General features: G+C 73.3%; 27 protein-coding genes. 7 read left to right on the forward strand and 20 right to left on the reverse strand.

Annotated elements, in window-relative coordinates; translation table 11 throughout:
• Positions 1-54: 54 nt before the first annotated feature.
• Positions 55-2,424, forward strand: coding sequence for a chromosome partitioning protein (locus ABZ452_RS17730; RefSeq protein WP_357943840.1), 2,370 nt, complete (start codon positions 55-57; stop codon positions 2,422-2,424).
• A gap of 48 nt (positions 2,425-2,472) precedes the next feature.
• On the opposite strand, the gene ABZ452_RS17735 is transcribed toward ABZ452_RS17730, so the two are convergent.
• Positions 2,473-2,901, reverse strand: a complete 429-nt coding sequence (locus ABZ452_RS17735) for a DUF3151 domain-containing protein (protein ID WP_357943842.1) — start codon at positions 2,899-2,901, stop codon at positions 2,473-2,475.
• A 261-nt stretch (positions 2,902-3,162) separates the two neighbouring features.
• Here ABZ452_RS17735 and ABZ452_RS17740 point away from each other — a divergent pair, with 261 nt between their 5' ends.
• Complete coding sequence (locus tag ABZ452_RS17740; RefSeq protein ID WP_357943844.1) at positions 3,163-4,374, forward strand: hypothetical protein; 1,212 nt, start codon at positions 3,163-3,165, stop codon at positions 4,372-4,374.
• Positions 4,375-4,428: 54 nt separating this feature from the next.
• Here ABZ452_RS17740 and fbaA read toward each other — a convergent pair whose 3' ends face one another.
• Both fbaA and ABZ452_RS17750 read right to left on the reverse strand, forming a co-directional pair.
• Positions 4,429-5,451, reverse strand: a complete 1,023-nt coding sequence (fbaA, locus tag ABZ452_RS17745; protein ID WP_357943846.1) for a class II fructose-bisphosphate aldolase — start codon at positions 5,449-5,451, stop codon at positions 4,429-4,431.
• 131 nt (positions 5,452-5,582) lie between these two features.
• A complete protein-coding gene (locus ABZ452_RS17750) occupies positions 5,583-5,966 on the reverse strand; it encodes a phage holin family protein (protein WP_357943848.1) in 384 nt (127 codons plus the stop codon).
• A 137-nt stretch (positions 5,967-6,103) separates the two neighbouring features.
• Here ABZ452_RS17750 and ABZ452_RS17755 point away from each other — a divergent pair, with 137 nt between their 5' ends.
• Entirely contained in the window at positions 6,104-6,316 is a 213-nt protein-coding gene (locus ABZ452_RS17755) for a hypothetical protein (protein ID WP_357944570.1), read from the forward strand.
• A 33-nt stretch (positions 6,317-6,349) separates the two neighbouring features.
• On the opposite strand, the gene ABZ452_RS17760 is transcribed toward ABZ452_RS17755, so the two are convergent.
• Together ABZ452_RS17760 and ABZ452_RS17765 are read right to left on the reverse strand one after the other, a co-directional pair.
• Entirely contained in the window at positions 6,350-7,408 is a 1,059-nt protein-coding gene (locus tag ABZ452_RS17760) for an LCP family protein (protein WP_357943850.1), read from the reverse strand.
• Positions 7,408-7,890, reverse strand: a complete 483-nt coding sequence (locus ABZ452_RS17765; RefSeq protein ID WP_357943852.1) for a SigE family RNA polymerase sigma factor — start codon at positions 7,888-7,890, stop codon at positions 7,408-7,410. The genes ABZ452_RS17760 and ABZ452_RS17765 overlap by 1 nt, the downstream gene beginning before the upstream one ends.
• 179 nt (positions 7,891-8,069) lie before the next feature.
• Between ABZ452_RS17765 and ABZ452_RS17770 the strand changes: the two genes are divergently transcribed.
• Together ABZ452_RS17770 and ABZ452_RS17775 are read left to right on the forward strand one after the other, a co-directional pair.
• Complete coding sequence (locus ABZ452_RS17770) at positions 8,070-9,632, forward strand: LPXTG cell wall anchor domain-containing protein (protein ID WP_357943854.1); 1,563 nt, start codon at positions 8,070-8,072, stop codon at positions 9,630-9,632.
• A 119-nt stretch (positions 9,633-9,751) separates the two neighbouring features.
• Positions 9,752-10,591, forward strand: coding sequence for a DedA family protein (locus tag ABZ452_RS17775; RefSeq protein ID WP_357943856.1), 840 nt, complete (start codon positions 9,752-9,754; stop codon positions 10,589-10,591).
• A gap of 233 nt (positions 10,592-10,824) precedes the next feature.
• Here the strand turns inward: ABZ452_RS17775 and ABZ452_RS17780 are convergent, their stop codons facing one another.
• The 15 genes from ABZ452_RS17780 to ABZ452_RS17850 form a co-directional block, all read right to left on the reverse strand.
• Positions 10,825-11,202, reverse strand: coding sequence for a metalloregulator ArsR/SmtB family transcription factor (locus ABZ452_RS17780; RefSeq protein WP_091081602.1), 378 nt, complete (start codon positions 11,200-11,202; stop codon positions 10,825-10,827).
• Between the two features lie 57 nt (positions 11,203-11,259).
• Entirely contained in the window at positions 11,260-11,799 is a 540-nt protein-coding gene (gene pyrE, locus ABZ452_RS17785; protein WP_357943858.1) for an orotate phosphoribosyltransferase, read from the reverse strand.
• Positions 11,800-11,964: 165 nt separating this feature from the next.
• Positions 11,965-12,774 carry an SDR family oxidoreductase gene (locus tag ABZ452_RS17790; RefSeq protein ID WP_357943860.1) on the reverse strand — a complete coding sequence of 270 codons (810 nt, stop codon included), beginning with the start codon at positions 12,772-12,774 and terminating at the stop codon, positions 11,965-11,967.
• Positions 12,771-13,631 carry a hypothetical protein gene (locus ABZ452_RS17795; RefSeq protein ID WP_357943862.1) on the reverse strand — a complete coding sequence of 287 codons (861 nt, stop codon included), beginning with the start codon at positions 13,629-13,631 and terminating at the stop codon, positions 12,771-12,773. Before ABZ452_RS17795 ends, ABZ452_RS17790 begins: the two co-directional genes overlap by 4 nt.
• Positions 13,632-13,703: 72 nt before the next feature.
• Positions 13,704-14,468: a hypothetical protein gene (locus ABZ452_RS17800; protein WP_357943864.1), complete on the reverse strand. Its 765-nt coding sequence runs from the start codon at positions 14,466-14,468 to the stop codon at positions 13,704-13,706.
• A gap of 68 nt (positions 14,469-14,536) precedes the next feature.
• Complete coding sequence (locus ABZ452_RS17805; RefSeq protein ID WP_357943866.1) at positions 14,537-15,565, reverse strand: hypothetical protein; 1,029 nt, start codon at positions 15,563-15,565, stop codon at positions 14,537-14,539.
• Between the two features lie 10 nt (positions 15,566-15,575).
• A complete protein-coding gene (locus tag ABZ452_RS17810; protein WP_357943868.1) occupies positions 15,576-17,144 on the reverse strand; it encodes a polyamine aminopropyltransferase in 1,569 nt (522 codons plus the stop codon).
• Positions 17,141-17,968 (reverse strand): hypothetical protein, encoded by an 828-nt coding sequence (locus ABZ452_RS17815; protein ID WP_357943870.1) that lies wholly within the window; start codon positions 17,966-17,968, stop codon positions 17,141-17,143. Before ABZ452_RS17815 ends, ABZ452_RS17810 begins: the two co-directional genes overlap by 4 nt.
• Positions 17,968-18,390, reverse strand: coding sequence for a DUF350 domain-containing protein (locus tag ABZ452_RS17820; RefSeq protein WP_355337402.1), 423 nt, complete (start codon positions 18,388-18,390; stop codon positions 17,968-17,970). The genes ABZ452_RS17815 and ABZ452_RS17820 overlap by 1 nt, the downstream gene beginning before the upstream one ends.
• Before the next feature lie 28 nt (positions 18,391-18,418).
• Positions 18,419-18,844 carry a DUF4247 domain-containing protein gene (locus ABZ452_RS17825; RefSeq protein WP_357943872.1) on the reverse strand — a complete coding sequence of 142 codons (426 nt, stop codon included), beginning with the start codon at positions 18,842-18,844 and terminating at the stop codon, positions 18,419-18,421.
• Positions 18,841-19,332, reverse strand: a complete 492-nt coding sequence (locus ABZ452_RS17830) for a DUF2617 family protein (RefSeq protein ID WP_357943874.1) — start codon at positions 19,330-19,332, stop codon at positions 18,841-18,843. The genes ABZ452_RS17825 and ABZ452_RS17830 overlap by 4 nt, the downstream gene beginning before the upstream one ends.
• 3 nt (positions 19,333-19,335) lie before the next feature.
• Positions 19,336-19,968 carry a DUF4178 domain-containing protein gene (locus ABZ452_RS17835; RefSeq protein WP_357943876.1) on the reverse strand — a complete coding sequence of 211 codons (633 nt, stop codon included), beginning with the start codon at positions 19,966-19,968 and terminating at the stop codon, positions 19,336-19,338.
• A 93-nt stretch (positions 19,969-20,061) separates the two neighbouring features.
• Positions 20,062-20,439, reverse strand: coding sequence for a hypothetical protein (locus tag ABZ452_RS17840; RefSeq protein ID WP_357943878.1), 378 nt, complete (start codon positions 20,437-20,439; stop codon positions 20,062-20,064).
• 109 nt (positions 20,440-20,548) lie between these two features.
• Positions 20,549-23,140 carry an ATP-dependent chaperone ClpB gene (gene clpB / locus ABZ452_RS17845; protein WP_357943880.1) on the reverse strand — a complete coding sequence of 864 codons (2,592 nt, stop codon included), beginning with the start codon at positions 23,138-23,140 and terminating at the stop codon, positions 20,549-20,551.
• 85 nt (positions 23,141-23,225) lie between these two features.
• Entirely contained in the window at positions 23,226-24,341 is a 1,116-nt protein-coding gene (locus ABZ452_RS17850; RefSeq protein ID WP_357943882.1) for a hypothetical protein, read from the reverse strand.
• A 31-nt stretch (positions 24,342-24,372) separates the two neighbouring features.
• Here ABZ452_RS17850 and ABZ452_RS17855 point away from each other — a divergent pair, with 31 nt between their 5' ends.
• Together ABZ452_RS17855 and ABZ452_RS17860 are read left to right on the forward strand one after the other, a co-directional pair.
• Positions 24,373-24,873: a cation:proton antiporter regulatory subunit gene (locus ABZ452_RS17855; RefSeq protein ID WP_357943884.1), complete on the forward strand. Its 501-nt coding sequence runs from the start codon at positions 24,373-24,375 to the stop codon at positions 24,871-24,873.
• A gap of 7 nt (positions 24,874-24,880) precedes the next feature.
• Positions 24,881-26,092, forward strand: coding sequence for a cation:proton antiporter (locus tag ABZ452_RS17860; protein WP_357943886.1), 1,212 nt, complete (start codon positions 24,881-24,883; stop codon positions 26,090-26,092).
• Positions 26,093-26,234: the final 142 nt, after the last annotated feature.

The raw sequence follows: 26,234 nt of genomic DNA on the forward strand, positions 1-26,234 counted from the left end.
GGCCACCCGGCTGGCCGGACGGCCTATCCTCGGCGGGAGGAATGGGGAGGAACCGTGGTGCACGAGAACGCCGACCGGGCCCACGTGCCAGGTCAACCGCAGGTGCCGGAGCGGGACATCGAGCCGCTGTGGCCGCCCGAGCAGACCGACGCGGTCGTCACCGCCCCGCCGTGGGCGGCCCCGGCCCAGCCCAACGTGGCGGCCTGGCCCGTCCCACCCGCCTGGCCGGCACCGGCCCCGAGCGAGCCGGCGCCCTCGGCGGGCGACGGGTCGGAGGACGAGGCACCGGCGGGCGACCCGGTGCCCGCGGCCCGCGCGGCCCAGGCCCCGGTCGACCTGGACCTTCCGTTCACCCTCGACCAACCTGCCCCGGCCGGGCCCGAGGTTCCCGCTCCCCGATCGGCGACCACCGCCAGCCCGCAGGGAGCGGTCAACCTGGACGGCACCGCAGCCACGGACGGCACGATCGGCGCGATCACCGGCACGGACAGCGCGGTCGGCCGGGACAGCACCGCGGGCCCGGACAGCGGCGTCAGCCCGCTCCGCACCACCGGCACGGACGGCCCGCTCGGCGCCGCAGGCGCGGTCGAGCCGGTCACGGCGGCGGGCGGGACCGGGGAAGTCGACCCGATGAGCGCCGCCGGCCCGGGCGGTTCGGCCAGCCCGCCCGGCACCCCGGCGGCGGCCACCCCGCAGACGACGGGCGCGACCGCGGCGGACGCCCCGGGCGGCGCCGACGGGACGCCCGGTGATGCGGCGCTGCCCTCTGGCGAGCGCCGGGCCGGCGCGCCGCCGAACGGCCGACCGGAGTCACCCTGGGCCCAGCCCCCGCAGCGCCCGACCGCCGACGCGCCCACACCGCCGGCGCATCCCGGGCCGGTCCCGCCGCCGACCCATGCCGCGCCGGCGACCCCGGGCCACCCGGCCGAGCCGGACGCCACCGCCCCGGCCCACTCCGTGGAGCCGAACGCCCCCGGCCCCGCCCACGAAGGGGAACCGCACCCCACCGCCCCGCCCCACCCTGGGGACCCGCACCCCACCGCCCCGGCGCACTCCCACGAGCCGCACCGCACCGACCCGGCAACCCCGCCCGGCAGCGCCGGCCCGGCACAGCCGGCCGCCGGCCCGGTGGCGCCCGCGGCCGGAACCACGCAGGGCGTTCCCGACAACCCGGCCGAGGGCTCGCCGCCGCGGCTCGGCCCGTTCCCGCCCTCGCCGGGCGTGCCCCTCCAGCAGCCCTACGGCGACGGGACGGCGTACCCGCCGGGCCCGGTCGGCTACGGGCAACAGCCACCCCAGGCCGGCGCACCGGGCTGGTACCCGCCGGCCTGGCCCCAGCAGGCCGGCCCGCCCCCGCAGCCGGGCGCACCCCAGCAGCCGTCCGCACCGCCACAGCCCGGTCCCCGCCAGCCCGCGCCGCCACAGCACGGGCCGCAGCAGGCCGGGCCACAGCAGCCGGCCGCGTACCCGGAGCAGGTCTGGACCCCGGCGAGCGGTGCCCCGCCGACGGCGGAGGACTTCGCCCGGCGGCGGCAGGCGCGGCCGGTCGACCCGGTCGCCACCATGGGCGTCCGGGCGGTGGTCAACAAGATCGGGCTGGTCCGGCTCGCGCCGGGGCGGCAGGAGCAGGAGATGCGGCGCGACATCGAGATGGTGCGCCGCAACTTCGGCGGGCTGCGCCAGGTGACCGTGGTCAACCCGAAGGGCGGCGCTGGCAAGACGGTCGCCATCCTGCTGCTCGCCATGACCTTCGGTCAGAAGCGCGGCGGGTACGTACTGGCCTGGGACAACAACGAGACCCAGGGCACCCTGGGGATGCGCGCCCAGCAGGACTTCCACTCGCGCACGGTGCGGGACATGCTGCGCGACCTGGGCCAGTTCCAGGGGCCGCACGGCCGGGTCGGCGACCTGTCGCAGTACGTCCGCTCGCAGGGTGAGGGGATGTTCGACGTGCTCGCCTCGGACGAGTCGGCGACCGGCGGCGAGATGCTGACCGCCGCCGCGTTCGCCGAGATCCGCGAGGTGGTGAGCCGCTTCTACAAGCTGATCTTCGTGGACACCGGAAACAACGTCCGGGCGCAGAACTGGCAGGCCGCCATGGACGCCACCGACCAGCTGGTGGTGACCATGTCGGCGCGCAATGACTCGGCCGAGACCGCCGCGCGGATGCTCGACCACCTGGAGCAGAGCGGCCGGCAGCGGCTGGTCCGGCAGGCCGTGACGGTGGTGTCGATGCCGCCGTCCCGCAAGGAGATCGACCTGCCGGCCATCCAGGAGCACTTCGCCGCCCGGACCCGCGCGGTGCTGCTGGCGCCGTACGAGCGGCTCATCGACACCGGGGAGCCGATCCGTTACGGGCAGCTCTCCTCGGCCACCCGGGACGCCTGGTTGAAGATCGCCGCGTCGGTGGCGGAGGGGCTGTAGCGCGACGCGACGGCCGGCTCCCGAGCGGGGAACCGGCCGTCGCGTGCGTCAGTGGCTGGCCAGGGCGTCCCCGGCGGCCGGGTCGCAGTCGCGGAGGAACTGGGCGCAGCGCGCCGCCTCGTCCGCCTCGCCGATCTCGCCGGCCGCCCGGGAGAGCACGTAGAGGCAGCGGAGGAAGCCCCGGTTGGGCCGGTGCGACCAGGGCACCGGGCCGTGGCCCTTCCAGCCGCTGCGGCGGAGCTGGTCGAGGCCCCGGTGGTAGCCGGTGCGGGCGTACGCGTACGCCGGGATGACCTGGCCCGCGTCGAGCGCCCGGGTGGCCAGCGCCGCCCAGCCCGCACTGTAGGTCGGGAAGCGGGCCGCGACCTCGGCGTACGCCTCGTCGGTGTCCTGCTCGGCGGCGGACGCCAGCGCGGCGTCGGCCTCCTCGTCCACGGGGAGCAGGGTGGCCGGTGGCTCAGGCAACAGGTTCTGCATCGCCCCATTCAACCCGCTTCGCCCTGGGGTACGCGAGAGGGTCCGGCGAGCCGGTCGGCTGAACGGCTGAGGGTTTCGTCACGCCTGCGGTGCCCGCCCACGTACCGGCGGCCCATGCCGCGGCGAGGATTTTTCCACTACAACTACAGATCCGGAGCCTCCCCAGGACCGGGTAATGCAGGAGCCCGGCGGCCTGGCCACCGGGCTCCTGTCCGTGCCGCCCGGGTTTGCCGGCTTGCCGACCGGGGGCAGGATGATCTGGTGCCGACCCCACCACCCGCGGACGTCATCGAGCCGCACGCCAACCCCGACGAGATCGAAACCCGGACCGCGTTCGAGCGGCGCCTGGCCGAGGGCACCCTCGCCGGCCTGACCGTGCAGGGCCTCCGCCTCGACCTGGACCCGGTCCCCGACCTGCGCGGCGTCGACGTCGCCGGCACGCTCTTCGTGGGCTGCCGGTTCGCCGACCGCGAGGTCGGCGCGGACCTGGTCCGGCGGGGCGCGAACGTCGTCCCGCCCTTCTCCGGGCTGCCCTACCCGACCCAGCCGTCCCACCTCTACACCGCTGACGACCTGGCCGCCGGCTTCGCCGAGGGCGGCTTCGCCGGAATGTACGACACCCGGGTGTACGCGCACTTCCGGGCGCACGGCGGCGCCCTGCCCGACGTGCGGGAGGCCCTCGGCCAACGGCTGCACGACCACGGGGTGGACAACGCCCTGGCCGACGCCACCCGGGCCTGGCTGGCCGTGCACGGGCCGCAGTCCGTGGTGGGCGTGATGGGTGGGCACGCGGTGCCGCGCGGCAGCGCCGCGTACCGGATGGCGGCCGTGCTGGGTTGGGAGCTGGCGCGGGCCGACCGGCTGGTGGTGACCGGCGGCGGTCCCGGCGTCATGGAGGCGGCGAACCTGGGCGCGTTCCTCGCGGCCTGGCCCGCGGAGGAGCTGACCGCCGCGATCGACCTGCTGGCCACGGCGCCCGACTTCACCGACCACGACCGCTACACCGACGCGGCGCTGCGGGTCCGGGCCCGGTTCGCGGCCGGCCCGTCCCTGCCCACGCCCCGCCCGGCGGCGCCGGGCACCGAGTGGGCCCGCTCGGGGGGTCTGGCCATCCCCACCTGGCTGTACGGGCACGAGCCGGCGAACCTGTTCGCCGGGCGGATCGCCAAGTACTTCTCCAACGCCATCCGGGAGGACACCATCCTGCGGCTGGCCCGGGGCGGGATCGTCTTCGCGCCCGGCCGGGCGGGCACGGTGCAGGAGGTGTTCCAGGCGGCCACGAAGACCTACTACGGCACCGACGGGGCGAGCGGCGCGTACGTGTTCCTGGACCGGACCTACTGGACGACCGAGCTGCCGGTGGAGTCGCTGCTGCGGCCGCTCTTCGCGGCCTCCCCGTTCGGTGACCTGTCGGCCACGATCCACCTCACCGACGACGCCCGTGAGGCGGTCCGGGTGCTCACCGCCGGCTGAGACGCGCGGAGGCCGGCACCCCGATCGGGTGCCGGCCTCCGGCTCACGCGGTGGTCACTTCATCGTGGTGCCGGTGGAGCGCAGGTGCTCGCAGGCCTCGACCACGCGGGCGGCCATGCCGGCCTCGGCGGCCTTGCCCCAGACGCGCGGGTCGTACATCTTCTTGTTGCCGACCTCGCCGTCGACCTTCAGCACGCCGTCGTAGTTGCGGAACATGTGGTCCGCGACCGGCCGGGTGAAGGTGTACTGGGTGTCGGTGTCGATGTTCATCTTCACCACGCCGTAGTCCAGCGCCTCGCGGATCTCGGACAGCAGCGAGCCGGAACCGCCGTGGAACACCAGGCTGAGCGGCTTGTCCTTGCCGTACTTGGCGCCCACGGCCACCTGGATGTCGTGCAGCACCGCGGGGCGGAGCTTGACGTTGCCCGGCTTGTAGACGCCGTGCACGTTGCCGAAGGTCAGCGCCGCCATGTAGCGGCCCTTCTCGCCCAGGCCGAGCGCGTCGACCATGGCCAGGCCGTCCTCGACCGTGGTGTAGAGCTTCTCGTTGATGGCGTTCTCGACGCCGTCCTCCTCGCCGCCGACGACGCCGACCTCGATCTCAAGGACGATCTTGCCCTTGGCGGCCTCGGCGAGCAGCTGCTCGGCGATCTCCAGGTTCTCCGCCACGGGCACGGCGGAGCCGTCCCACATGTGCGACTGGAAGAGCGGCTCCTGGCCGTTCTTCACCCGCTCCTGGGAGATCCCCATGAGCGGACGGACGAACTTGTCCAGCTTGTCCTTCGGGCAGTGGTCGGTGTGCAGCGCGATGTTCACCGGGTACTTCTTGGCCACCTCGTGCGCGTACGCCGCGAACGCCACCGCGCCGGTCACCATGTCCTTCACGGACGGGCCGGACAGGTACTCCGCGCCGCCCGTGGAGACCTGGATGATGCCGTCGCTCTCCGCGTCGGCGAAGCCCTTGAGCGCCGCGTTCAGCGTCTGCGAGGAGGTCACGTTGATCGCGGGGTACGCGTACCGGCCGGCCTTGGCCCGGTCCAGCATCTCCGCGTAAGCCTCGGGGGAAGCGATGGGCATGTCGAACGCTCCTTACTTACCGCTCTCGGCCGTGCAGGCCGCTGTCTTCCATGGGTGCGCCGGACCGCGCTGTCCACCGCGGGAAGTATCCCGTAGGAGCGTGCGGCGGACACAACCGACCCGGGAACCGCTCACCGCTCGTCCAGGCTGTCCGGCACCACGACGCTGATCAGCCAGCTCACCACCGCCACCACGATGGCGCCCCAGAACGCGGCCCAGAAGCCGTTGACGTGGAACGAGAGGTCCAGCCCGCGGGCGATCCAGTCGGTGAGCAGGAACAGCAGCGCGTTGACCACGAGCGCGAAAAGACCGAGCGTGAGCAGGTAGAACACGCAGCCGATCACCTTGATGACCGGCTTCAGCAGGGCGTTGACCGCGCCGAAGATGAGCGCCACCACGACCACGGTGAACACGGTGTTGAAGCCGTTGTGGCCGGTCACCTCCACCCCGGGCACGATGAGCGTGGTAATCCACAGCGCGACCGCGGTGATCGCCAGCCGGATCAGGAAGCCCACGCCACCATCCTGGCACCGGGTGCTCGTCCCGGACAGCACAATTGCCGATCCACCGTTCCACCCGCTGCCGAGCGGGGACCCGGGTCAGCCCGTACGGTGTGGTGGTGACCGTCCGCACCGAGATCCAGGGAGGGACGATGGGTCAGCCCGACGAGGACTTCGCTCCGAGCGACGACCTCGCTCCGGAGGAGCGCGACCTGGAGGCGGAGCCGGCCGACGCGGTCGAGCAGGCCACGGTGGTCACCCCCGAGGAGGGTGACGGCGAGCCGCAGCGCGGGCTCGAGGTCGACGACTGGGACGCCATGGAGCAGGCCCGGGTGGTCACCGCCGACGAGGACGACTACCGCTGAGATCGGCGGGCGGGGCCGGCGGCCCCGCCCGCGTCAGCGCAGGCCGGTGACCTGCTTCGGGTGGGCCGCCGTCCACTCGCCGAGCCGGTCGGTCCGCAGCGCGTCGAGGAAGCCCGGGGCCAGGGCGGGGTCGAGCCGGAACCCGTACGGCGGCTTCGCCTCGTAGCGGACCGGCAGGCCGACCGCGACCGGCTCGGCGGTGGCCGCCTTTCCGGCCGCCGAGACCAGCATCGGCAGGGACAGCTCCCCGGTGTCGACCATCGCGGTCGAGCCGACCTGCGTGATCAGCCGAGTGAGCAGCGCCGGGTTGGTCAGCGCACCCTGCTCGTTGATCCGGCGGAGCAGTCCGGCCGCGTACCGTTCGGCGTTGCGGTCGCGGTCCAGGGCGCCCTCGGGCAGCCCGTAGCGCTGGCGGAGCAGGTCCACCGCGGCGGCACCGCCGAGCCGCTGGCACCCGGCGGGGAAGCTGCGCGCGGTGTGGTGCGAGCGGACCTTCGTCGGCAGGCAGACCGACACGCCGCCCACCGCGTCGGTGAGCTCGCCGGCGGCCCGGTAGGTCAGCACGGCGCCGGCGTCGATCCGTACGCCGGTCACCTGGGCGACCACCCCCCGGGTGGCCTGGTACCCACTGGCCAGGTTGCCCCCCGGTCCCGGTATGCCGTAGGCGAAGGACGTGTTGAGTTTGGTCATCCCCACGCCGTGGACCGGCACTAGCAGGTCGCGCGGGAGCGAGACGACGTAGAGCCGGCTCCGGTCCGCGGGGACGTGCACCAGCAGGACCGAGTCGGCCCGCAGGTTCGCGTCGGCGCCGGACCCGTCCACGCCGAGCAGCAGCATGTTCAAGGCCTCGGTGGGGGTCGGCGTCGCCGGTACGCCGAGCAGGTTCGCGGTCTCCGGCGGACGGGGCGCGATCGCGGTGAAGCCGGCCAGGGCGGCGGCGACCACCGCCATAGCGGTCCCCGCGAGCCGAAGCCGGAGACGGCGGCGCCGGCGACGGACCACCGCCCGGTCGATGGCGGCCCGGACCGGGCCGGTGGGCGGGGTCAACTCCTCGCGGCGCGCGAAGGCCGCCCGCAGGTCGTCCTCGATCATCAGCAGACCTCCACGTACTCGGCTCGGAGGGTGGCCAGGGCGCGGGAAATGCAGGAGCGGACGGTCCCGACGGCGCAGCCGAGAATCTCCGCGATCTCCGCGTCGGGCAGGTCCTCGTAATAACGGAGCACCAGCGTGGCCCGCTGCCGCCGGGGCAGCCGCGACAACCAGGACCAGAGCTGGTCGCGGTCCACCGCGGACTGCGCGTGGTCGGTCGGGGCCGGCAGCGCCTCGTCCGGTTCGCCGCGCAGCAGCACCCGCCGAGCCCACGAGCCGCGCCGCCAGTCGACGAACTGGTTGGTGAGCATCCGGCGCACGTACCGCTCCGGCGCGTCGCTGCGGGCGACCCGGCGCCAGTTGAGCTGGACCCGGACCATCGTCTCCTGCACCAGGTCCTGGGCCTGGTGCGGATCCCCGGTCAACATGACCGCGTACCGCAGCAGGGCGCCCAGCCGCGCGTCGGCGAACTCCTCGTACGTCACTGCACCTCCCGGTGTCCCGCCCTGTTGACGGGTACGGGCCGGCGAAACATTGCACCACCGCTGATCAACCGTTCGGTCAATATCTGCCGTGCGGCGTCACCTGGGCCAGCGCGGCGACTTAAGGGTTCATTAAGCTCCACGGGCTCCACCTGAAGAACCCCCACGGGAGGAACCCCCCAATGCTCACCAACTCCAGCCGGCGCTGGCTTGCCGGGTTGGGCGTCGCAGGCGCGTTCGTCGCCGCCTCCGCCTCCCCGGCCTTCGCCGCGCCAGCGGCCGAGTTCGAACTCTTCTTCCCGGACGTCACCGTCGCCGCCGATTCGCCCGGCGTGGTTCGGGGAGCGGGCCTCTACAGCAACGAGGCCGCCGTGCTCAACGACGTGACCGTCCGCTACGACTATCGCAGCCTCGCCGGGAAGGTCACCCTGACCGGCGACAGCGGCAACGACTGCACGGCCGATGGCGACGGCGTCCTGGTCTGCCACGAACTTTTCCCAGTCACCATCGACGAGCTGTACGGCGGCTTTCTCAGCACGGTCGTCGTCGCTCCGACCGACAAGGCAGCGACCGGCGACGAGGGTGAGCTCAAGATCGACCTTCGCGCCGCCGACAGGGAGATCGCCACCTCCACGTCCCGACTCCGGGTCGGCGAGGGCGTCGACCTGGCGGGTGGAGCGGACACGACGGTGAAGGCCGCACCTGGGGGCAAGTTCCAGGCCCCGGTGACGGTACGCAACGTCGGCAGCAAGGACATCGACGGCGTCGTGGCGCTGTTCGACAGCGACTACGGCATCCGGACCAAGGAGCGGTTCGACAACTGCCTCTACGTCAAGGACTTCCTGTTCGCCTGCGAGTTCGACGAGAAGATCGCGGTTGGCGGCGGCGGCACCACGACCCTCAACTACGAGCTTGCCGCCGACACGTACGCGCCGGGCAGTCAGTACAGCGTTGTTCGGTTCATGACTCCGTCGGACTTCGAGGACCTCTTCCAGGTTCGCGAGGATGCCGGTGCCGAGGTGGCTCGCAGCGGTGCCGGGAAGTCCCTCTCGTTGACCTCGCTGCCCGCCGCTCGCAGTGCCCGCGTGGTGCAGACGGACACCGACCCGAACAACAACTTCAGTGACTTGACCGTGAAGGTCACCGGCAAGAACGGGGCCGACCTGGCCGCGATCGGCGCCTCGCTCACCGGTAAGAAGGGAGCGGTGCTGACGGCCGCTCTCGGCTTCCGCAACAACGGCCCAGCCACGCTGGATCACCTCCGTACGCAGTCCGACGTGACTTTCATGGACGTGACTGTGCCGACCGGCACCACCGCCGTCGAGGTGCCGGTCGACTGCGCGCCGCGAACCGGTGATGACGCCGAGTGGGGCGAGGCCGGCACGCCCGGCGCCGCCGCGTACCGGTGCTACCCGGGTCCCTTTGCCCCGGCCGGCGAGACGCTGACCGCCGAGTTCAAGTTCCGGATCGACAAGGTCATCGCCAACGCCACGGGCACCGTGAAGGTCAACGTCCCGTGCGAGTGCGAAGGTGGCTTCTACGCCGACCTGAAGCCGGCGAACGACACCGCCAAGGTCGTGGTGAACGCCGCGCCGGGTGGTGGCGGTGGCCAGGGTGGCGGCGGCACGCTGCCGATCACCGGTTCCTCCACCGCTCTGATCGCTGGCGTCGGCGCGCTCCTGCTCGCCGCCGGCGCGGCCGGCTACGTGGTGTCCCGCCGCCGCCGGACCCGCTTCGTCGCCTGACCGGAGCACCAACGAACCACGGTGCCCCGCCGACCCCCTGGTCGGCGGGGCACCGGCATGTCCGGGCCCCGAGACCGGGGTCGCCCCGCGCCGGTGACCAGTACGCCCGGTCCGGTGAGGTGCCTGAACGCACCCGGGTACCCTTTGTGGCCGTGGACACAGCAGAGAAGACCCGGATGCTCTCCGAGAGCGTGGCCCTGAACCCGCTCGACCCGAAGGACCTCATCCACACCTTCGGGATGGTCGGCGTGTGGGCGATCCTCTTCGCCGAGACCGGCCTGCTGGTGGGGTTCTTCTTTCCGGGCGACTCGCTGCTCTTCCTGGCCGGGGTGGCCGCCTCGCCGGTGGCCGACGCGATCTTCGGCAGCGGCACCCGGCTCTCGCTGGCCGGCCTGCTGATCGGCGGGCCGCTCTGCGCGATCGCCGGCGCCCAGCTCGGCCACTGGCTGGGCGCGCGCTACGGCAAGCGGATGTTCGACCGCCCCAACTCCCGCCTGTTCAAGCGGGAGTACGTGGAGAAGGCGGAGTACTACTTCAAGAAGTTCGGCCCGGCGAAGGCCGTGGTGCTGGCCCGGTTCATCCCGATCGTGCGGACCTTCCTCAACCCGGTGGCCGGCGTGCTCGGCATGCCCGCCCGGCAGTTCCTCCTGTGGAACGTGGTCGGCGCGATCCTCTGGGTGGACGGCATCCTGCTGATCGGCTACCTGCTGGCCCACCAGATCTACGACGCGATCGGCGACAAGATCGACCGGTACATCCTGCCGGTGGTCGCGCTCATCATCCTGATCTCGGTGCTGCCGATCTTCTTCGAGTTCCTCCGCGACCGGCGGGCGCGCAAGCGCGGTGAGGCGGTCGCGGTGATCGCCGCGGCCAGCGCGGCGGGCGCCGTGGACGCGGTCCGGGACGCGGTCGACGGCGACGACGACCAGCACCGGCGCGGCGGCCAGCACCGCCGCTGACCCCGGACAGACCGAAGGCCGGCCCCCTTCTCGGGAGCCGGCCTTCGACTACGACCTGTCGACCTGCGGGTGGCACGGATGACGGACAGCCGTCACCTGTGGCCTGTCCGGGCTCGGCGCGTCTGACGCCGCGCCACGACCCCGGACAGCCATCCGATGGGTGACGCCACCCCTGGCACGCCACCCGTCGCCGCACTCACATGAGGCGGCCACCCCTTCGGACACGTCCGGATTCAGCGGGCCTTCTTGGTGGCCCGCTTCCGCGGCGGGGTGAGCAGATCCGCGATCGTGGCGATCGCGGACGGCACCAGCCGGTAGTACGCCCAGACACCGCGCTTCTCCCGCTCCAGCAAGCCGGCCTCGGTGAGGATGCGCAGGTGGTGGCTGACCGTCGGCTGCGAGAGGCCGAGCGGCGCGGTGAGGTCACACACGCACGCCTCCCCCTCGGGAGCCGACTGGATCAGGCTGAGCAGCCGCAGCCGGGCGGGGTCCGCGAGGGCCTTGAGGACCCCCGCGAGCCGCTCGGCGTCGGCACGTTCGATCGGCTCGCCGGCAAGCGGCGAGATCTGAGGCATGGTCATTTCAGCCAACGCAGTTCCCACGTTTTCCATCCTTCCACCAGGAGCATCGATCCGCCTGCATATCAGCAGATCCGAATCGGCAGACTTTTACGCCACAAGGCCGAGGTCAGCCAACGTATAGGCCGCCCGATAAGGCAATCCGGCGGCTCGCACCGTGTCGCCGGCACCTCGATCAACAATAACCGCCACACCCACCACCTCGGCCCCGGCCTCACGCAATGCCTCGACGGCGGTCAACACGCTGCCGCCCGTCGTCGAGGTGTCCTCGACCGCCAGGACGCGGCGGCCGGCCACGTCCGGCCCCTCGATCCGCCGCTGGAGGCCGTGCGCCTTGCCCGCCTTGCGGACCACGAAGGCGTCCAGCGGGCGGTCGGTCCCGGCCGCCGCGTGCAGCATCGCGGTGGCGACCGGGTCGGCTCCGAGGGTCAGCCCGCCCACCGCGTCGTACGCCCAGTCGGCGGTGAGGTCGCACATGACCCGGCCGATCATCGGTGCCGCCCGGTGATGGAGCGTGACGCGACGCAGATCGACGTACCAGTCCGCCTCCCGACCCGACGAGAGCACCACCCGGCCGTGCACAACAGCCAGGTCAGTGATGAATTTACGCAGGTCGTCGTGGTCCCCCATGGCGATAGAGGGTACTTCGCAAGTCTGGGAGGCGGGCGTGGGGTCCACCCGGGTCAACCCTGCGGGCGACCGACGGGTGGCGATGGCCGACTACGCTGTGCGACCGTCCATCCCGGTCGGCGGGCGGGCATCCCGGCCACGGGACCTCCGGCGGGTCGCCGCTGGTCAGCCGCCGGACCGGCCGACCCGCCCGCGGGTGTCCCGGGAGACGCCGCGCAGCAGCCGCCTGGGGGCGTGCCGCAGCCCGGCCACGGCCAGCTTGTACTTCCAGCTCGGCACGCTGACCGGCTTGCCTTTGCGCAGGTCACGCAGCCCTTCGTCGACCACGTCCTCGGTCCGCAGCCACATCCACGCCGGGGTGCGCGACATGTCGATGCCGGCCCGCTCGTGGTAGCCGGTGCGGGTGTAGCCGGGGCAGAGCGCCATCACGTGTACGCCGAGCGGGGCGACCGACTGGCCGATCGATTCACTGAAATTCGTCACCCAGGCCTTGCTGGCCGAGTAGGTCGATCCCGGCATGGGGACACCGAAACCGGCGACCGAAGAGACATTTATCACTGCCCCGTGGCCTCGTTCGGTCATCGGGCCGAGGGCCGCGTGGGTCAGCCGGAGCACGGCCAGCACGTTGAGCCGGACCAGTCGGGCCTCGTCCGCGACGGTCGACCGGACGAACGGGGTGTTGAGGCTGATCCCGGCGTTGTTCACCAGCAGTTCCACCGGCGGCTCGGCGGTCAGCCGGCCCTCCACCGCAGCGCATCCGTCGTCCGTGGACAGATCCGCGGCGATGGTCTCGACGCCGTGGCCGTGCCGGCCGGTCAACTCGGCCGCCAGCCCGTCGAGCCGGCCCGCGTCCCGGGCCACCAGGACGAGGTCCCAGCCGTCGGCGGCGAGCCGGCGGGCGAACGCCTCGCCGATGCCCAGGCTGGCACCGGTGATGAGGGCCCGGCGGGATGCGGGAGGTGGTGCGTCGGTCACGGGCGGTCCTCGAGGGGTGGGGTCGGCCCGGGCGGGGCCGGCGGCGGGGTGGGGGGCGTGCCGGGCGGGGGCGGCGGCGGGGTGGGGGGCGTGCCGGGCGGGGGCGGCACCGGCCCGGCCGGCGGCGGCCCCCAGGGCGAGGGGTGCCCGTGGGCCGGGGCGGCCGAGGCGGGGGCGCCGTGTCCCGGTGCGGGCGGACCGACCGGCGGGGCCGGGACCGGCGGCGGACCGTAACCCGGCCCGGCCGGCACCGGACCGGCCGGCGGAACCGGCCCGGCCGGCGGGCGCGGCGGGCGGCGGTGGAAGAAGGCCCCGGCCGACGGCAGGGTTAGCAGGGCGGCCACCACCAGGTAGCCGAGGATCTGCGCCACCGACAGCGTCGCGTTCACCGGGATCCACCAGCCCGGGTAGGCGTCGCCGACCAGGGCCAGCAGGTCGGCGGTGACCCGGTCGTCGGCGCCGAGCCGGAGCGGGGCGGCCCGCTGCCCGACCAGCACGGCCAGGCCGCAGCAGCCGCAGAACAGCCCCAGACCGGCGACCACCCAGGTGGACACCCGGGCGCCGGCGCGGCCCGACAGCAGGCCGAGGGCGAGCCCGACGAGCAGGAGCGCGACCAGCACGCCGAGCACGGCGGAGAGGACCGTGGAGGCGCGCAGCAGCGACGCCACCCCGTCGATCTCGCCGCCACCCGCGTCGGTCGTCCGCGCCGCCTCCCGGAAGCGGTCCACCGTGCCCGCCGTGACCAGCAGGTTGGCGACCGCGTACGCCACGGCGCCCACCGCCATCAGCAGCAGCAGCGCCGCCGCCGAGACCACCGCGCCCGGCCGGCGGGGCGGGGCCTCATGGGGGTACGACACGACGAATCCCTCCGGTAGGCGTCGGGTTGCAACCTACTCGGAGGGATCGTCGGCGTCGCTCTTATCCGGACGTCAACTTGCCGATGGCGGCTCGCCGTCCCGGCGCTCCCCGGGCTCCGGCGACGGACCGGCCTGGCCCGGCTGCCCGGGAGCCGGCTGGCCCGGCTGGCCGGGGGCGGGCTGGCCCGGGTAACCGGGCGCGGCCGGGTAGCCCGGGGTCTGCGGGTAGCCGGGCTCCGCCGGGTAGGCGGCGCCGGGGACCGGGGGCTCCCAGCCCTGCTTCGGCTTGCGGAAGAACTCGTTGGCCTTGGGCAGCGCCAGCAGGATGAGGGCGACCAGCAACGAGACCAGCCCGAGCACGCCGAGCAGCGTGTTCACCGGCGTGTACCAGGACGGCAGGGCGTCGTCGAGGCTGCGCCGGAGCTCCTCGGCGGAGGGCCCCTCGCCACCGGTGTTGCCGCCGACGGCTCCGGTGGCGCCGCTGATCAGGCTGCCGCCGAGGCAGCAGATGAGAATGCCGCCCAGCACCCAGGTGGTGATCCGGGTGCCGTTGCTGCCCCGGTTGTTGAACAGGCCCAGGACGACCAGGACCAGCGCGAGGACGAGCAGCAGGACGGCGGTCCCGATGGTGAACCCGACCACGAACGTGCCGACGTCCTGGGCGCCCGTCGTGGTGCCCTCGAACGCCCGCTCGAAGCCCTCCTTCAGCCGGCTGCTGACGGCGACCGTCGCGATCAGACCGATCAACTGGGTGAGCGCGAAGAGCAGCAGCAGGTAGAAGGACGCCGCCACCACGCCCGGACGCGCTCGGCCCGGCGCCGGGGAGGAATCGGTCATGACTCTCTCCTTCTCTAGATCAGGCCCACACAGTAACGGTCCCGACCCATCGATGCCGCGCGTCAAGGTCAGCTCGACTGGTCCTCCCCGGCCTCCCGGCGCAGCCGGCGGTACTCGGCGGTCACCACCGCGAGCAGGAAGAGATCCACGCCGAGTGCGAAGACCGCGCCGAACTGGTTGACCGTGAAGCTGAAGATCTGCCCGAACAGCAGGTCCACGAGGAGCGCGAGCTTGAACAGCCGGAAGGCCCGCGTCTGGTCGCTGGGCAGCAGCAGGGCGCCGCGGATGCTCAGCACCGCGGTGATCAGCGCGGAGACCGAGACCCCGAGCAGCGCACCCCATTCGTCCTGGTCGGGCAGATGGCCGGTGATCGCGTCCAGCAGGACCCGCAGCACGACGACGAACGGCTCGCCGATCACGTAGAGCACGACCAGGGACACGACCCACCGGTGCGTGGTCACCCAGACCAGGCCGCGGCGGGCCAGGCGGACCCAGCGGCGCCAGAACCGGAACGGGGGTGTCTCCCGCTGGGGCACCACGTCGAGCAGCCGGACGACCGCCTCCTCGACCTCCGGCCCGCACCCCTGGACCAGGCGCAGCACGGCCGCCCGGCGCCGGGCCGTGAGGCCGGTCGTGAGACCGCCGACGACGGTGTAGAGCGCGTTCGCCGTGCGCTCCGGCCCGGACAGCCGGGTCCGGCCGCGCAACGCCTGGGTGATCACGACCAGCAGGGCGAACGCGACGTAGATGATGCTGGCGGCCGGTGCGTAGAAGTAGTCGGTGCCGGCGGTGACGAACTTGCCGACCTCGTCGATGAAGAGCCCGAAGCCCATCCCGCCCAGGATGGCGCCCACGATCCGCGCCACGCTGCCGAGGAAGATCAGCCCCACCGCGAGGCCCGCGGTCATGAGCAGGCCACCCCAGAGCACGTGCGCGATGTGCAGCCCGCCGCCGCCGAGCTGTGGGAAGCCGGTCGCGTTGAGGTACGCCCGGGTGACCAGCACGGTCACCACCCCGGACAGCACGAACGCCTGAAGGTACGACGGCGCCTCCAGTGCCCGGGGCGGTCTCGACCAACGGGACGGACGGGCGGCCACGCGACCGACGTTAGTAGCCGCGCCACTCCGCGCGGGCGTACTCCAGCACTCTGGGCTGGAGCAACGTGGAGGCGGGCACGTCCAGCCGGGCCCGGTCGGCGGGGAAGCTGGCCGCCGCGGCGAGCACCGACGGGGTGAGGAAGCGCAGCGGCGGCGCGTCGTCGGGCAGCCCCAGCGTGGGCGGCGTGGCGCCCGGCGCGGCGAGCACGAAGCCCCAGTCGCCGAAGCTCGGCACGTCCACGTGGTAGGGCACGGTGGCGAAGCCGGCCTCCCGGATCGACCGCTCGATCGACCAGTACGACCGGGGCGCGAAGTACGGCGAGCCGGACTGCACCACGAGCCGGCCGCCGGGTGCGAGCACCGGCCGGATCAGCGCGTAGAACTCGATGGTGTAGAGCTTGGCGGTGGCCGTCTCGTCCGGGTCGGGCAGGTCGGCGACGACCACGTCGAAGCGTTCCGTGGCGGTGCGCAGCCAGCCGAACGCGTCGACGTTGAGCACCCGGACCCGCGGGTCGGCGAGCGAGTGGTGGTTGAGGTCCCGCAGCTGCGGCTCGGACCGGGCCAGGCGCACCACGGCCGGGTCGAGGTCGACGAGGGTCACCTGGCGCACGTCCGGGTACTTGAGGATCTCCCGCAACGCCAGCCCGTCCCCGGCGCCGAGCACCAGCACGTTGCCGTGCGGCCCGCGCATCGCCGGGTGGACCAGCGACTCATGGTAGCGATATTCGTCGATCGAGCTGAACTGGAGGTCGCCGTTGAGGAACAGCCGCAGGTCGGTGTCGGCGTGGCCGACCTCCCGCACCGACCGGGTCAGCACGATCTCCTGGTAGCGGCTGCGCTCGGCGTGCACCACCGGGTCGCGGTAGAGCTGCTGCCGTGCGGTCACCTCGAAGTCGTGCGCGGTGACCCAGGCGTACCCCAGGCCGAGGGCGACCACGACGGCGCCGGCGCCGAGCGCGACCCGGGACCGGCGGCCGAGGTCGGCGCGGAAGACCGTGCAGACCAGGGCGAGGCCGGCCACGGCGTTCACCGCGCCCACCACGAGGGCGCCCTTGAGCTGGCCGAAGACGGGCATCAGCAGGAACGGGAAGGCCAGCCCGCCGAGCAGCGCGCCGACGTAGTCGGCGGCGAAGAGGTCGGCCACGGCGCTGCCCGCGGACTGTTCGCGGATGCGCTGCAGCAGCACCATGAGCAGCGGGATCTCCGCGCCGATCAGCAGGCCCAGCACGAACGCGGTGCCGACCAGCGCCGGCCCGTAGAGGTCGAGCCAGGCGAACGCGGCGTAGAGGCCCAGCACGGAGAGGCCGCCGAGCAGCGCCAGGGCCAGCTCGATCGCGGCGAACGCGGCCGCCGCCCGGGACTGGAACGGCTTCGCGACCAGCGCGCCGACGCCCATCGCGAACACCATCACGCCGAGCACGATCGACGCCTGGCCGACCGTGTCGCCGATCAGGTAGCTGCCGAGCGCGACCAGGGCCAGCTCGTACACCAGGCCGCAGGCCGCGCACACGAAGACCGCGAGCAGGACCGCCGCGCGGGCCGGGCGCCACCGCGGCCGCGCGGGCGCGTCGGCGGTCACGCCTTCTCCCGGGTACGCCCGGCGGCGCCCGCCCCGGCAGGCTGCGCGGGCACGGCCATCCGGCGCTTGCGACCACTCCGGCTCGGCGCGTCCGGCGCCGCGCCGCGACCCGGAGCGGTCGCCCGGCGGCGCTGCACCACGCCCACGGTGACGAAGAGCGCGGCGAGCAGGAGCAGCCCGACGGTGGCGAGCAGCCAGCCCCACCGGTCCCGCAGGTAGTCGCTGCCGGCGTCGGGCAGCGGGGACGGGCTGCCCACCGCCGGTAGCGGGGTGTCGGCGGGCTGGGCCAGCCCCGCCTCGACGGCGAGCAGCGGCAGCATGACTGCGGCCCGGGTGACCGCCCAACCGGGGTCGTCGACGAAGACGTCCTCGGTGAGCCCGAGCCGCTCCAGCCCGTTCTCGACCCGCACGAGGTCGAGCGTGTCGATGTCCGGGGAGCCGGTCACCTCGATCCGGGCGAAGTCGTTGCTCTCGCTGCTCTCCGAGACGTAGCCGATGTTGGCCGTCACCTGCACCCAGCGCGGGCAGCCCGGGTTCTCCTCGACCGCGATCCCGTCGCCGAGGTTCGATCCCACGTTGCGCGGGGCGGCGCCGTAGTCGTAGTAGTCCTCCAGCACCCAGCCGTAGCAGAGGCCCTGCTCGGCGCTGGTGCGCTGGAGGACCGCCACGCTGTCGGCGCGCTCGTCGGCGGCCGGCGCGGGCACCGTGGTGTCCCCGTCGGTGTGGAGCACCCCCACCGCCACGCAGCCGGCGAGGACCAGGCCGACGGCCAGCCAGGCGACCCAGCCGGTCTTCTTCTTCGCGGCCCGCTTGCCGGCTGTCATCAGCTGATGGCGGCGGCGATGATCGCGCCGGTCGCCAGGTGCACCACGGCGGAGACCCACACCGCGGGGTGCGGCTCCGGGTCGACCAGGATCTCGCCGAGCTTGCCGGGGGTGGCCATGTCCAGCAGCAGGAACGACGCGGCCATGATGACCAGCCCGAGGATGCCGTACGCGGCGGCGCCGACCAGGCCGAGCGCGAAGTCGTCCGCACTGGCGGCGATCGCGGCGACCACGATGATGCCGACGCCGGCCAGGTTCGAGGCGAGCAGCAGCGCGGCGTTGCGGTTGCGCTCCGCCCAGATCAGCTCGTGCAGCTTGCCCGGGGTGGCGACGTCGACCAGCACGTAGCCGACGGCCATCAGGGCGACGCCGACCACACCGTAGGCGAGCGTGACGAGCAGATCGGTGAAGAGGGTCTGCACAGGGGACTCCAGGATTCGTCGGGTCAGGTCACTTGCCGGAGCCGGGTCCGCCGCCGCGGACCGTGCTGCCCCGCCCCCAGCCCCAGTGGGTGCCCACCCGGGAGTGGTAGCGGGGGTACGCGGTGGTCATCCGCTCCAGCAGGATCACCGAGCCGGCGGCGAGCGGCAGGATCACCACCGAGTCGTCGTCGTAGCGCAGGTAGACCCCGCTGCCGTCGACGTACTGGTCGGCCGGCTGCCAGGCGTCGGTGATCTCCTTCGACACCTGGCTCGGCGCCCGGTTCGACGTGTACGCGATCGCGTCGGAGCCGAGGTCCCGGCTGGTCGCCCGGCTGTAGCGGTCCTCCACGTAGCCGCGGGGCGAGAAGTTGCCGTAGAAGATCGCGAAGGCGGCGACCACGGCGCCGATGACGGCGAACGCCACCCCCACCACGAACCACCGTCGATACGTCACAGCTTCACCACCGTCTCGGTCAGGACCAGCTCGTTGGTCTGGGGATACGCGTGCCAGGTGCGCCAGGCCACCGAGCCGTCCGGCGGCTCGGGGCGGACGGCGAGCGCGGTGACCGCGTCCTCGTCGCCGGGGAAGACCCCGACCAGCGCGTACGGGTCGTCGGCCAGGTCGGCGCGGAGCGCGGCGACCCGGGTGCGCAGGCCGTCACCCGCCGGCCGGAGCACCGTGGCGGTGAACCGGTAGCCGGCGGTCGCGTCGTGCAGGGCGTCCGGCAGGTGCGGCGCGCGGCCGGGCAGGCAGGCGACCGTCTCGGTGAGGTCGCCGCAGACCACCTGGTGTGAGGCGCCGAGCAGGCGCAGCCGCAGCCGCAGCCCGCCGGGCAGGGTCAGCTCGCGCACGTGCAGGGCGGGGCGTTCGGGGCCGCCGAGGGCCAGGCTCAGGTCGGCGGCGCGGGTGTCGACGTACGGGGCCTCCAGGGCGACGAGCACGTTCTAGTCCACCTTCTCCGGGCCGCCCTGCGGGTAGATCATCACCTCGGCGCGGTGCAGTTGCTCGCCGAGGTTCACCTCCCAGCCGGCCTCCCCGTACGCCTCGAACGAGAGCCGGGCCCCGCCGGGCGCCTGGTAGTCGTGGTAGCGCATGGTGCCGCGCGGGTCGAGGCCGGTGCCCTCGGTGGCGGTGAACTTGGCCTGGCCGGACTCGTCCCAGTTGTAGCGGCGGCCCGCGATCTCCAGCGTCGGCGCCCCGGGGGTGACGGTGGCCGACGGCTCGCTGGTCCAGAGCACCAGCTCCAGGTCCGGCTCCGACTCGACGGAGAGCCAGCGCTTCACCCCGCCGGCGTCGTCGAGCAGGTGCTCCGCCCAGCTCCAGCCGCCCTCGACCAGGTGCACCGAGCCGCGCACGGTGTAGGGGACCTGGCGGATCTCCACGATGTCGCCGGGCTTGAGCGCGCGGGGGTCGCCGCGCAGCGCGTCGGCGTCCCGGTCCCGGAACGGGTCACCGGGGGCGGCCTTCGGGCGTGGCGCGGACCGGGCCCTGCGCAGGGCGATCACGGCGATCACCACGCCGGCCACCCCGACCAGGCACCCCAACGTGGTCACCACGTACGCCAGCGAACCGTTCACGGCCGTCTCCCCCCAAGGTGTTTCGGCGGAGACGGTAACAACCAGACGCACGTGCGTCGTAGTGACGTTCGTTGAGTGACCGGTCAGCTACGGTCAGGCGCCGGAGAGGCGTTCGGCGGCGTACTCGCGCAGGGTGGCGCGGTCCATGAGGCACCCGCTGAACGTGGTGAACTCTCCGTCGTCGTCGCGCAGCCGCTCCCAGGCCGCCCGGCCGGCCGCCGGGTCGACCGTGTCCAGCAGCGTGGCCGCGTACGCCTTCCCGGCCGGCGTCCCGTGCTTCAGCAGCCGGTCGACCTTCTTCCGAGCCGCCTCGGGGTGCTCCCGCAGGGCCTGCTCCACGTGCCGGTACGCCTCGGTCGCCGGCAGCATCTGCCCCGCGATCCCGACCCCGCCGAAGGCGACCGTGTCCGCCCGCCGAAGCTCCTCGACGGCCGCGTCCAACTCCCGGTCCTTCTCCCCGATCCCGAACATGCCCCCACTATTTCCCCGACCGGCCACCACCGACCCTGTTGATCAAGAAGTTTGCGCCGGCCGATGTGCCACAGCCGACGCAAACTTCTTGATCGCCCGGGGTCAGGGGTCAGGCGGCCGTCACCGTCAGGCCGTCCTTGGTGTCGGCCAGGTCGACCTTCACCGTGTCGCCGTCGCGGATCTGGCCGGCCAGCAGGGCCTTCGCGAGCTGGTCGCCGATCGCCGACTGCACGAGGCGGCGCAGCGGGCGGGCGCCGTAGATCGGGTCGTACCCGTGCTCGGCCAGCCACACCCGGGCGGCGTCGCTGATGTCCAGCGACAACCGGCGGTCCGCGAGACGGCGTCGCATCCGGTCGAGCTGGATGTCGACGATCGCCCGCAGGTCCGCGCCCTGGAGGGCGGCGAACACCACGATGTCGTCGAGGCGGTTGAGGAACTCCGGCTTGAAGTGCGACCGGACCACCGCGAGGACGCCCTCCCGGCGCTGCTCCTCGGCCAGCGTCAGGTCGCTGATCACCGACGACCCCAGGTTCGAGGTGAGGATCAGGATCGCGTTGCGGAAGTCGACCGTGCGGCCCTGGCCGTCGGTGAGCCGGCCGTCGTCGAGCACCTGGAGGAGCACGTCGAAGACGTCCGGGTGGGCCTTTTCCACCTCGTCCAGCAGGATCACCGAGTACGGCCGGCGACGCACCGCCTCGGTGAGCTGGCCGCCCTCCTCGTAGCCGACGTAGCCGGGCGGGGCGCCGACCAGGCGGGCCACGGAGTGCTTCTCGCCGTACTCACTCATGTCGATGCGGACCATGGCCCGCTCGTCGTCGAAGAGGAACCCGGCGAGCGCCTTGGCCAGCTCCGTCTTGCCGACACCGGTCGGGCCGAGGAAGAGGAAGCTGCCGGTCGGGCGGTCCGGGTCGGCGACACCGGCCCGGGCCCGGCGGACCGCGTCGGAGACCGAGGTGACCGCCTCGGCCTGACCGACGACCCGCGCGCCCAGCGTCTCCTCCATCCGGAGCAGCTTGGCGGTCTCGCCCTCCAGCAGCCGGCCGGCCGGGATGCCGGTCCAGGAGGCGACCACCGCGGCGATGTCGTCCGCGCCGACCTCCTCCTTGAGCATCGCGCCGTCCGCCTGGAGCCGGGCCAGCTCCTCCTCGGCCTGCTTCAGCTCGGCCTGGAGGGCGGGGATCCGGCCGTAGCGCAGCTCGGCGGCGCGCTCCAGCTCGCCGTCGCGCTCGGCCCGCTCGGCCTCGCCGCCGAGCCGCTCCAGTTCCTCCTTGGCGGTGGAGAGCTTGGTGATGTGGCTCTTCTCCAGCTGCCAGCGCTCGGAGAGCGCGGTGAGCTGCTCGCGCTTGTCGGCCAGCTCCTTGCGCAGCCGGGCCAGCCGCTCGGCCGAGGCGGCGTCCGGCTCCTTGGCCAGCGCCATCTCCTCGATCTCCAGCCGGCGTACCGCCCGCTCGATCTCGTCCACCTCGACCGGGCGGGAGTCGATCTCCATCCGGAGCCGCGAGGCGGACTCGTCGACCAGGTCGATGGCCTTGTCGGGCAGGAACCGGTCGGTGATGTAGCGGTCGGAGAGGGCGGCGGCGGCGACCAGCGCGGCGTCGGTGATCCGGACGCCGTGGTGCACCTCGTAGCGCTCCTTCAGGCCGCGCAGGATGCCGATGGTGTCCTCGATGGTCGGCTCGCCGACCAGCACCGGCTGGAAGCGGCGCTCCAGCGCCGGGTCCTTCTCGATGTGCTCGCGGTACTCGTCCAGCGTGGTGGCGCCGACCATCCGCAGCTCGCCGCGGGCCAGCATCGGCTTGAGCATGTTGCCGGCGTCCATCGAGCCCTCGCCCTTGCCCGCGCCGACCACGGTGTGCAGCTCGTCGAGGAACGTGATGACCTGGCCGTCGGAGTTCTTGATCTCCTCCAGCACCGACTTCAGCCGCTCCTCGAACTGGCCGCGGTACTGCGCGCCGGCCACCATGGCGCCGAGGTCGAGCGAGACGAGCTTCTTGTCCCGCAGCGACTCCGGCACGTCACCGGCGACGATCCGCTGGGCCAGGCCCTCGACGATGGCGGTCTTGCCGACGCCCGGCTCGCCGATCAGCACCGGGTTGTTCTTGGTACGCCGGGACAGCACCTGGATCACCCGGCGGATCTCCGAGTCGCGGCCGATGACCGGGTCGATCTTCCCCTCGCGGGCGCTCGCGGTCAGGTCGACGCCGTACTTCGCGAGGGCCTGGTAGGTCTGCTCCGGATCGGCCGTGGTGACCCGCCGGTCCCCGCCGCGCACGGTCGGGAAGGCGGCGACCAGGTTCTCCTCGGTCGCGCCGGAGTTCTTCAGCGCGACGGAGACCGCGCCACCCACCCGGGCCAGCCCGGCCAGCAGGTGCTCGGTGGAGGTGTACTCGTCGCCCAGCGGCCGGGCGATCTGCTCGGCGGCGCCGATGGCGTTGACGAACTCGCGGGCCAGGGTGGGCTCGGCGATGCTGGAGCCGCGTGCCGCGGGCAGGGCGTCGACCGAACGCTGGGCGACCCGGCGCAGCTCGGCGGGGTCGGCCCCGACGGCGCGCAGCAGGCCGGCGGCGGTCGAGCCCTCGGTGTCCAGCAGCGACAGCAGCAGGTGCCAGGGCTCCACGGTGGCGTGGCCGCGCTGGTTCGCCAGCGCGACGGCACCGGTGATGGTCTCGCGGCTCTTGGTGGTGAGTCGTTCCGTGTTCATGGGCTCCCCCGGATCGGCGTGTCCACTGGGAAGGACACAACCAGAGTTGAGTCTATTCCGCTCAACTCCAACCGTGTGACACCCGTCACTCGGGCTGGCCGTCCAGCACCACCCTGACCCAGCGGCGGTTGGCCGTCCAGCCCGTGCCGAGCACCACGTCGTCCGGGCCGCGGGCGGCGATCGTGCCGTCGCCCAGGACGGTGAGGTGGTGCTCGGCGGTGAGCGGCCAGTCCACCCGGTAGTAGCGGCCACCGGCCACCACGCCCACCCCGTCCGGGCCGGTCACCGCCACCAGCTCGGCGCCGAGCGGCGCCACCGAACGGGCCTGCGCGGGATGCCCGACGGCACGAACCGGGTCCCACTCCGGGCCACCCACCAGCCGCCAGAGCGCCGGGAAACCGGTCCGGTCCGGGCGCTCCCCGACCAGCCACGCGCCGCCGTCCGGGGCGATCACCACGCGCAGCACCCCCACCTCGTCGCCCCGCCAGGACAGCGGCGTCGACACCCAGTGCCGGCCCCCGTCCCGCGACACCGCCGCAGCGGGCCGGCCGTCGCGCGCACCGGCCGCCACCACCAGGTCGCCCGAGTGACCCACGGTGTTCAGCCCGGGTACGGCCGGCTGGGCGGACAACGGCCGCAGGGCGCCGCCGTCCCACTCGGCGACCGCACCGGACCCCTCGGCCACCTGGAAACGGCCGCGGGCCGCCACCAGCGCCGCCGGCTCCCCGCCGGTGGTGTGGGCGAAGGTGGCCCCGCCGTCGGTCGAGGTGTACCAGCCGTACGGCTCGGCGAGCAGCACCAGCGCCCCCGGCACGGCGTAGAGCTGCTGGTTCACGGCCACCGGACGGGGGTGCCGCAGGGCCTGCCAGGAACGGCCGCCGTCCACGGTGGCGTACAGCAGGGCACCGGGGCAGCCGCCGCTGGGCGGTGGGTCGTCGCAGGCGGCGACGAAGAGGGCGTACCCGTGGTCGGCATCGACGAACTCCACGAACGGGCGGTCGTACCGGCGGTCGACGGCGACCCGGACGTGGCGTACCTCGTCGAAGCCGACGGCCCGCGACGGCACCGGCGCGGTCGGCGCCGGCCGGGGGGACGCGGACGACCGGTCGGGTGGGGTCCGGCGGACGTCGCCGATCGAGCAGGCGGCGAGGACCGGCACCAGCAGAAGACCGATGGCCGGGAGCACACGGCGACCGATCATGGCCCCTCCTCCGCACGGTAGCCTTGCGCGGGTGCGAGTACGTGTTGAACAGACTGCCCTACCGGGGATCGGCGTCCGTCACGATCTGATGACGGAATCGGGCCGCCGACTCGGCGTGGTCTCCCACCGCAATGGCCGCCGCGACCTGGTCCTCTACGACCCGGACGATCCCGACTCCTGTCAGCACGACATACCGCTGACCGACGACGAGGCGGAGGCGCTGGCCGACATCCTCGGCGCGTCGCTGATGCTCGGCCAGCTCGCCGGGCTGCGCGACCAGGCCGCCGGGCTGCTCACCGAGCAGATCGCCATTCCGGCCGGCTCCCGGTACGTCAACCGGAAGCTCGGTGACACCAAGGCACGGACCCGCACCAGCGCCTCCATCGTGGCGGTGCTGCGTCAGGGCGAGGTGAACGTCTCGCCCGATCCCACCTTCCGGTTCGAGGCCGGTGATGTGGTGGTCGTGGTCGGCACCCGGCAAGGGCTCGACGGGGTGACCGCGATCCTCGCCGAAGCCGACCCGGACGGCTGAGGCGCGGATGCACGAAACCACAACGCTGCTCGTCGAGGTCGGCGCGCTGCTGCTCCTGCTCGGCCTGCTCGGCCGGCTCAGCCGCCGCTTCGGTGTCTCACCCATCCCCCTCTACCTGCTCGCCGGCCTCGGCTTCGGCCACGGCGGCCTGCTGCCGCTCAACGCCAGCGAGGAGTTCTTCGCCGTCGGCGCCGAGATCGGCGTCATCCTGCTGCTCGTCATGCTCGGCCTGGAATACAGCGCCAACGAGCTGGTGGGCAACCTCCGCTCGGCCGCACCGGCCGGCCTGATCGACGCGGTGCTCAACGCCCTGCCGGGCTTCGCCTTCGCCCTGCTGCTCGGGTGGGGCTGGGTGGCCGCCGTGGTGCTCGCCGGCGTCACCTGGGTCTCCTCGTCCGGAGTGATCGCGAAGGTGCTCGGCGACCTGGGCCGGGTCGGTAACCGGGAAACCCCGGTGATCCTCTCCGTCCTGGTGATCGAGGACCTGGCGATGGCCCTCTACCTGCCGCTGGTCACCGCGCTGCTTGCCGGGGTCGGCCTCGTGAAGGGCGGCATCGCGCTCGCCGTCGCGGTGCTCTCCGTCGTCGTCGTGCTGACGGTCGCGATCCGGTACGGCCACCTGATCTCCGCCGCGCTCTCCGCGAAGGACCCGGAGGCCCTCCTGCTCGGGGTGCTCGGCCTGACCCTGCTGGTCGCCGGCGTCGCCGCCAAGCTCCAGGTGTCCGCCGCGGTCGGCGCGTTCCTGGTCGGCATCGCCCTGTCCGGGCCGGTGGCGCACCACGCCACCGAGCTGCTGTCGCCGCTGCGGGATCTCTTCGCCGCGGTCTTCTTCGTCTTCTTCGGCCTGGTCACCAAGCCGCTGGACATGCCGCCGGTGCTGCTGCCGGCGCTGCTCCTGGCCGTGGTCACCATGGGGACGAAGCTGGCCACCGGGTGGCTGGCCGCCCGACGGGCCGGGATCGCCGAGCCCGGTCGCTGGCGGGCCGGCTTCGCGCTCACCCCGCGCGGCGAGTTCTCCATCGTCATCGCCGGGCTGGCCGTCGCCGCCGCGTACCCGGTCGAGCCCCGCCTGGCGGCGCTCGCCACCGCGTACGTGCTGATCACCGTGGTGACCGGCCCGATCCTGGCCCGCCTGCCCGACATGCCCTGGTTCAAGCTCTGGCTGCGCCGGCGCAGCGCCGCCCGGCAGCCCGTGCCGGTCGGAGTGGCGTCCGAGTGACCTCAGCCGGGCCGGGTCGGCCGTACGGTCGACCCGGCCCGGCCAACGGTTGCCGAATTGATTCCGGGAAGGGCTATCGCCGCCTGGCGAAACCGCGTTAACGTTTCGGCCCAGCAAGCCAGGGTCCGCGGGTGGCCGGTGC

Source organism: Micromonospora sp. NPDC005707, from assembly GCF_040631005.1.
GTDB lineage: Bacteria > Actinomycetota > Actinomycetes > Mycobacteriales > Micromonosporaceae > Micromonospora.

Bases quoted from the DNA above. Each gene is read 5' to 3' on its own strand.
- ABZ452_RS17735 (WP_357943842.1), bottom strand. From the start codon at position 2,901: ATGCAGAACCTGTTGCCTGAGCCACCGGCCACCCTGCTCCCCGTGGAC.
- fbaA (WP_357943846.1), bottom strand. From the start codon at position 5,451: ATGCCCATCGCTTCCCCCGAGGCTTACGCGGAGATGCTGGACCGGGCC.
- ABZ452_RS17755 (WP_357944570.1), top strand. From the start codon at position 6,104: ATGGGTCAGCCCGACGAGGACTTCGCTCCGAGCGACGACCTCGCTCCG.
- ABZ452_RS17760 (WP_357943850.1), bottom strand. From the start codon at position 7,408: ATGATCGAGGACGACCTGCGGGCGGCCTTCGCGCGCCGCGAGGAGTTG.
- ABZ452_RS17770 (WP_357943854.1), top strand. From the start codon at position 8,070: ATGCTCACCAACTCCAGCCGGCGCTGGCTTGCCGGGTTGGGCGTCGCA.
- ABZ452_RS17780 (WP_091081602.1), bottom strand. From the start codon at position 11,202: ATGGAAAACGTGGGAACTGCGTTGGCTGAAATGACCATGCCTCAGATC.
- pyrE (WP_357943858.1), bottom strand. From the start codon at position 11,799: ATGGGGGACCACGACGACCTGCGTAAATTCATCACTGACCTGGCTGTT.
- ABZ452_RS17800 (WP_357943864.1), bottom strand. From the start codon at position 14,468: ATGACCGATTCCTCCCCGGCGCCGGGCCGAGCGCGTCCGGGCGTGGTG.
- ABZ452_RS17815 (WP_357943870.1), bottom strand. From the start codon at position 17,968: ATGACAGCCGGCAAGCGGGCCGCGAAGAAGAAGACCGGCTGGGTCGCC.
- ABZ452_RS17840 (WP_357943878.1), bottom strand. From the start codon at position 20,439: ATGTTCGGGATCGGGGAGAAGGACCGGGAGTTGGACGCGGCCGTCGAG.
- clpB (WP_357943880.1), bottom strand. From the start codon at position 23,140: ATGAACACGGAACGACTCACCACCAAGAGCCGCGAGACCATCACCGGT.
- ABZ452_RS17850 (WP_357943882.1), bottom strand. From the start codon at position 24,341: ATGATCGGTCGCCGTGTGCTCCCGGCCATCGGTCTTCTGCTGGTGCCG.
- ABZ452_RS17860 (WP_357943886.1), top strand. From the start codon at position 24,881: ATGCACGAAACCACAACGCTGCTCGTCGAGGTCGGCGCGCTGCTGCTC.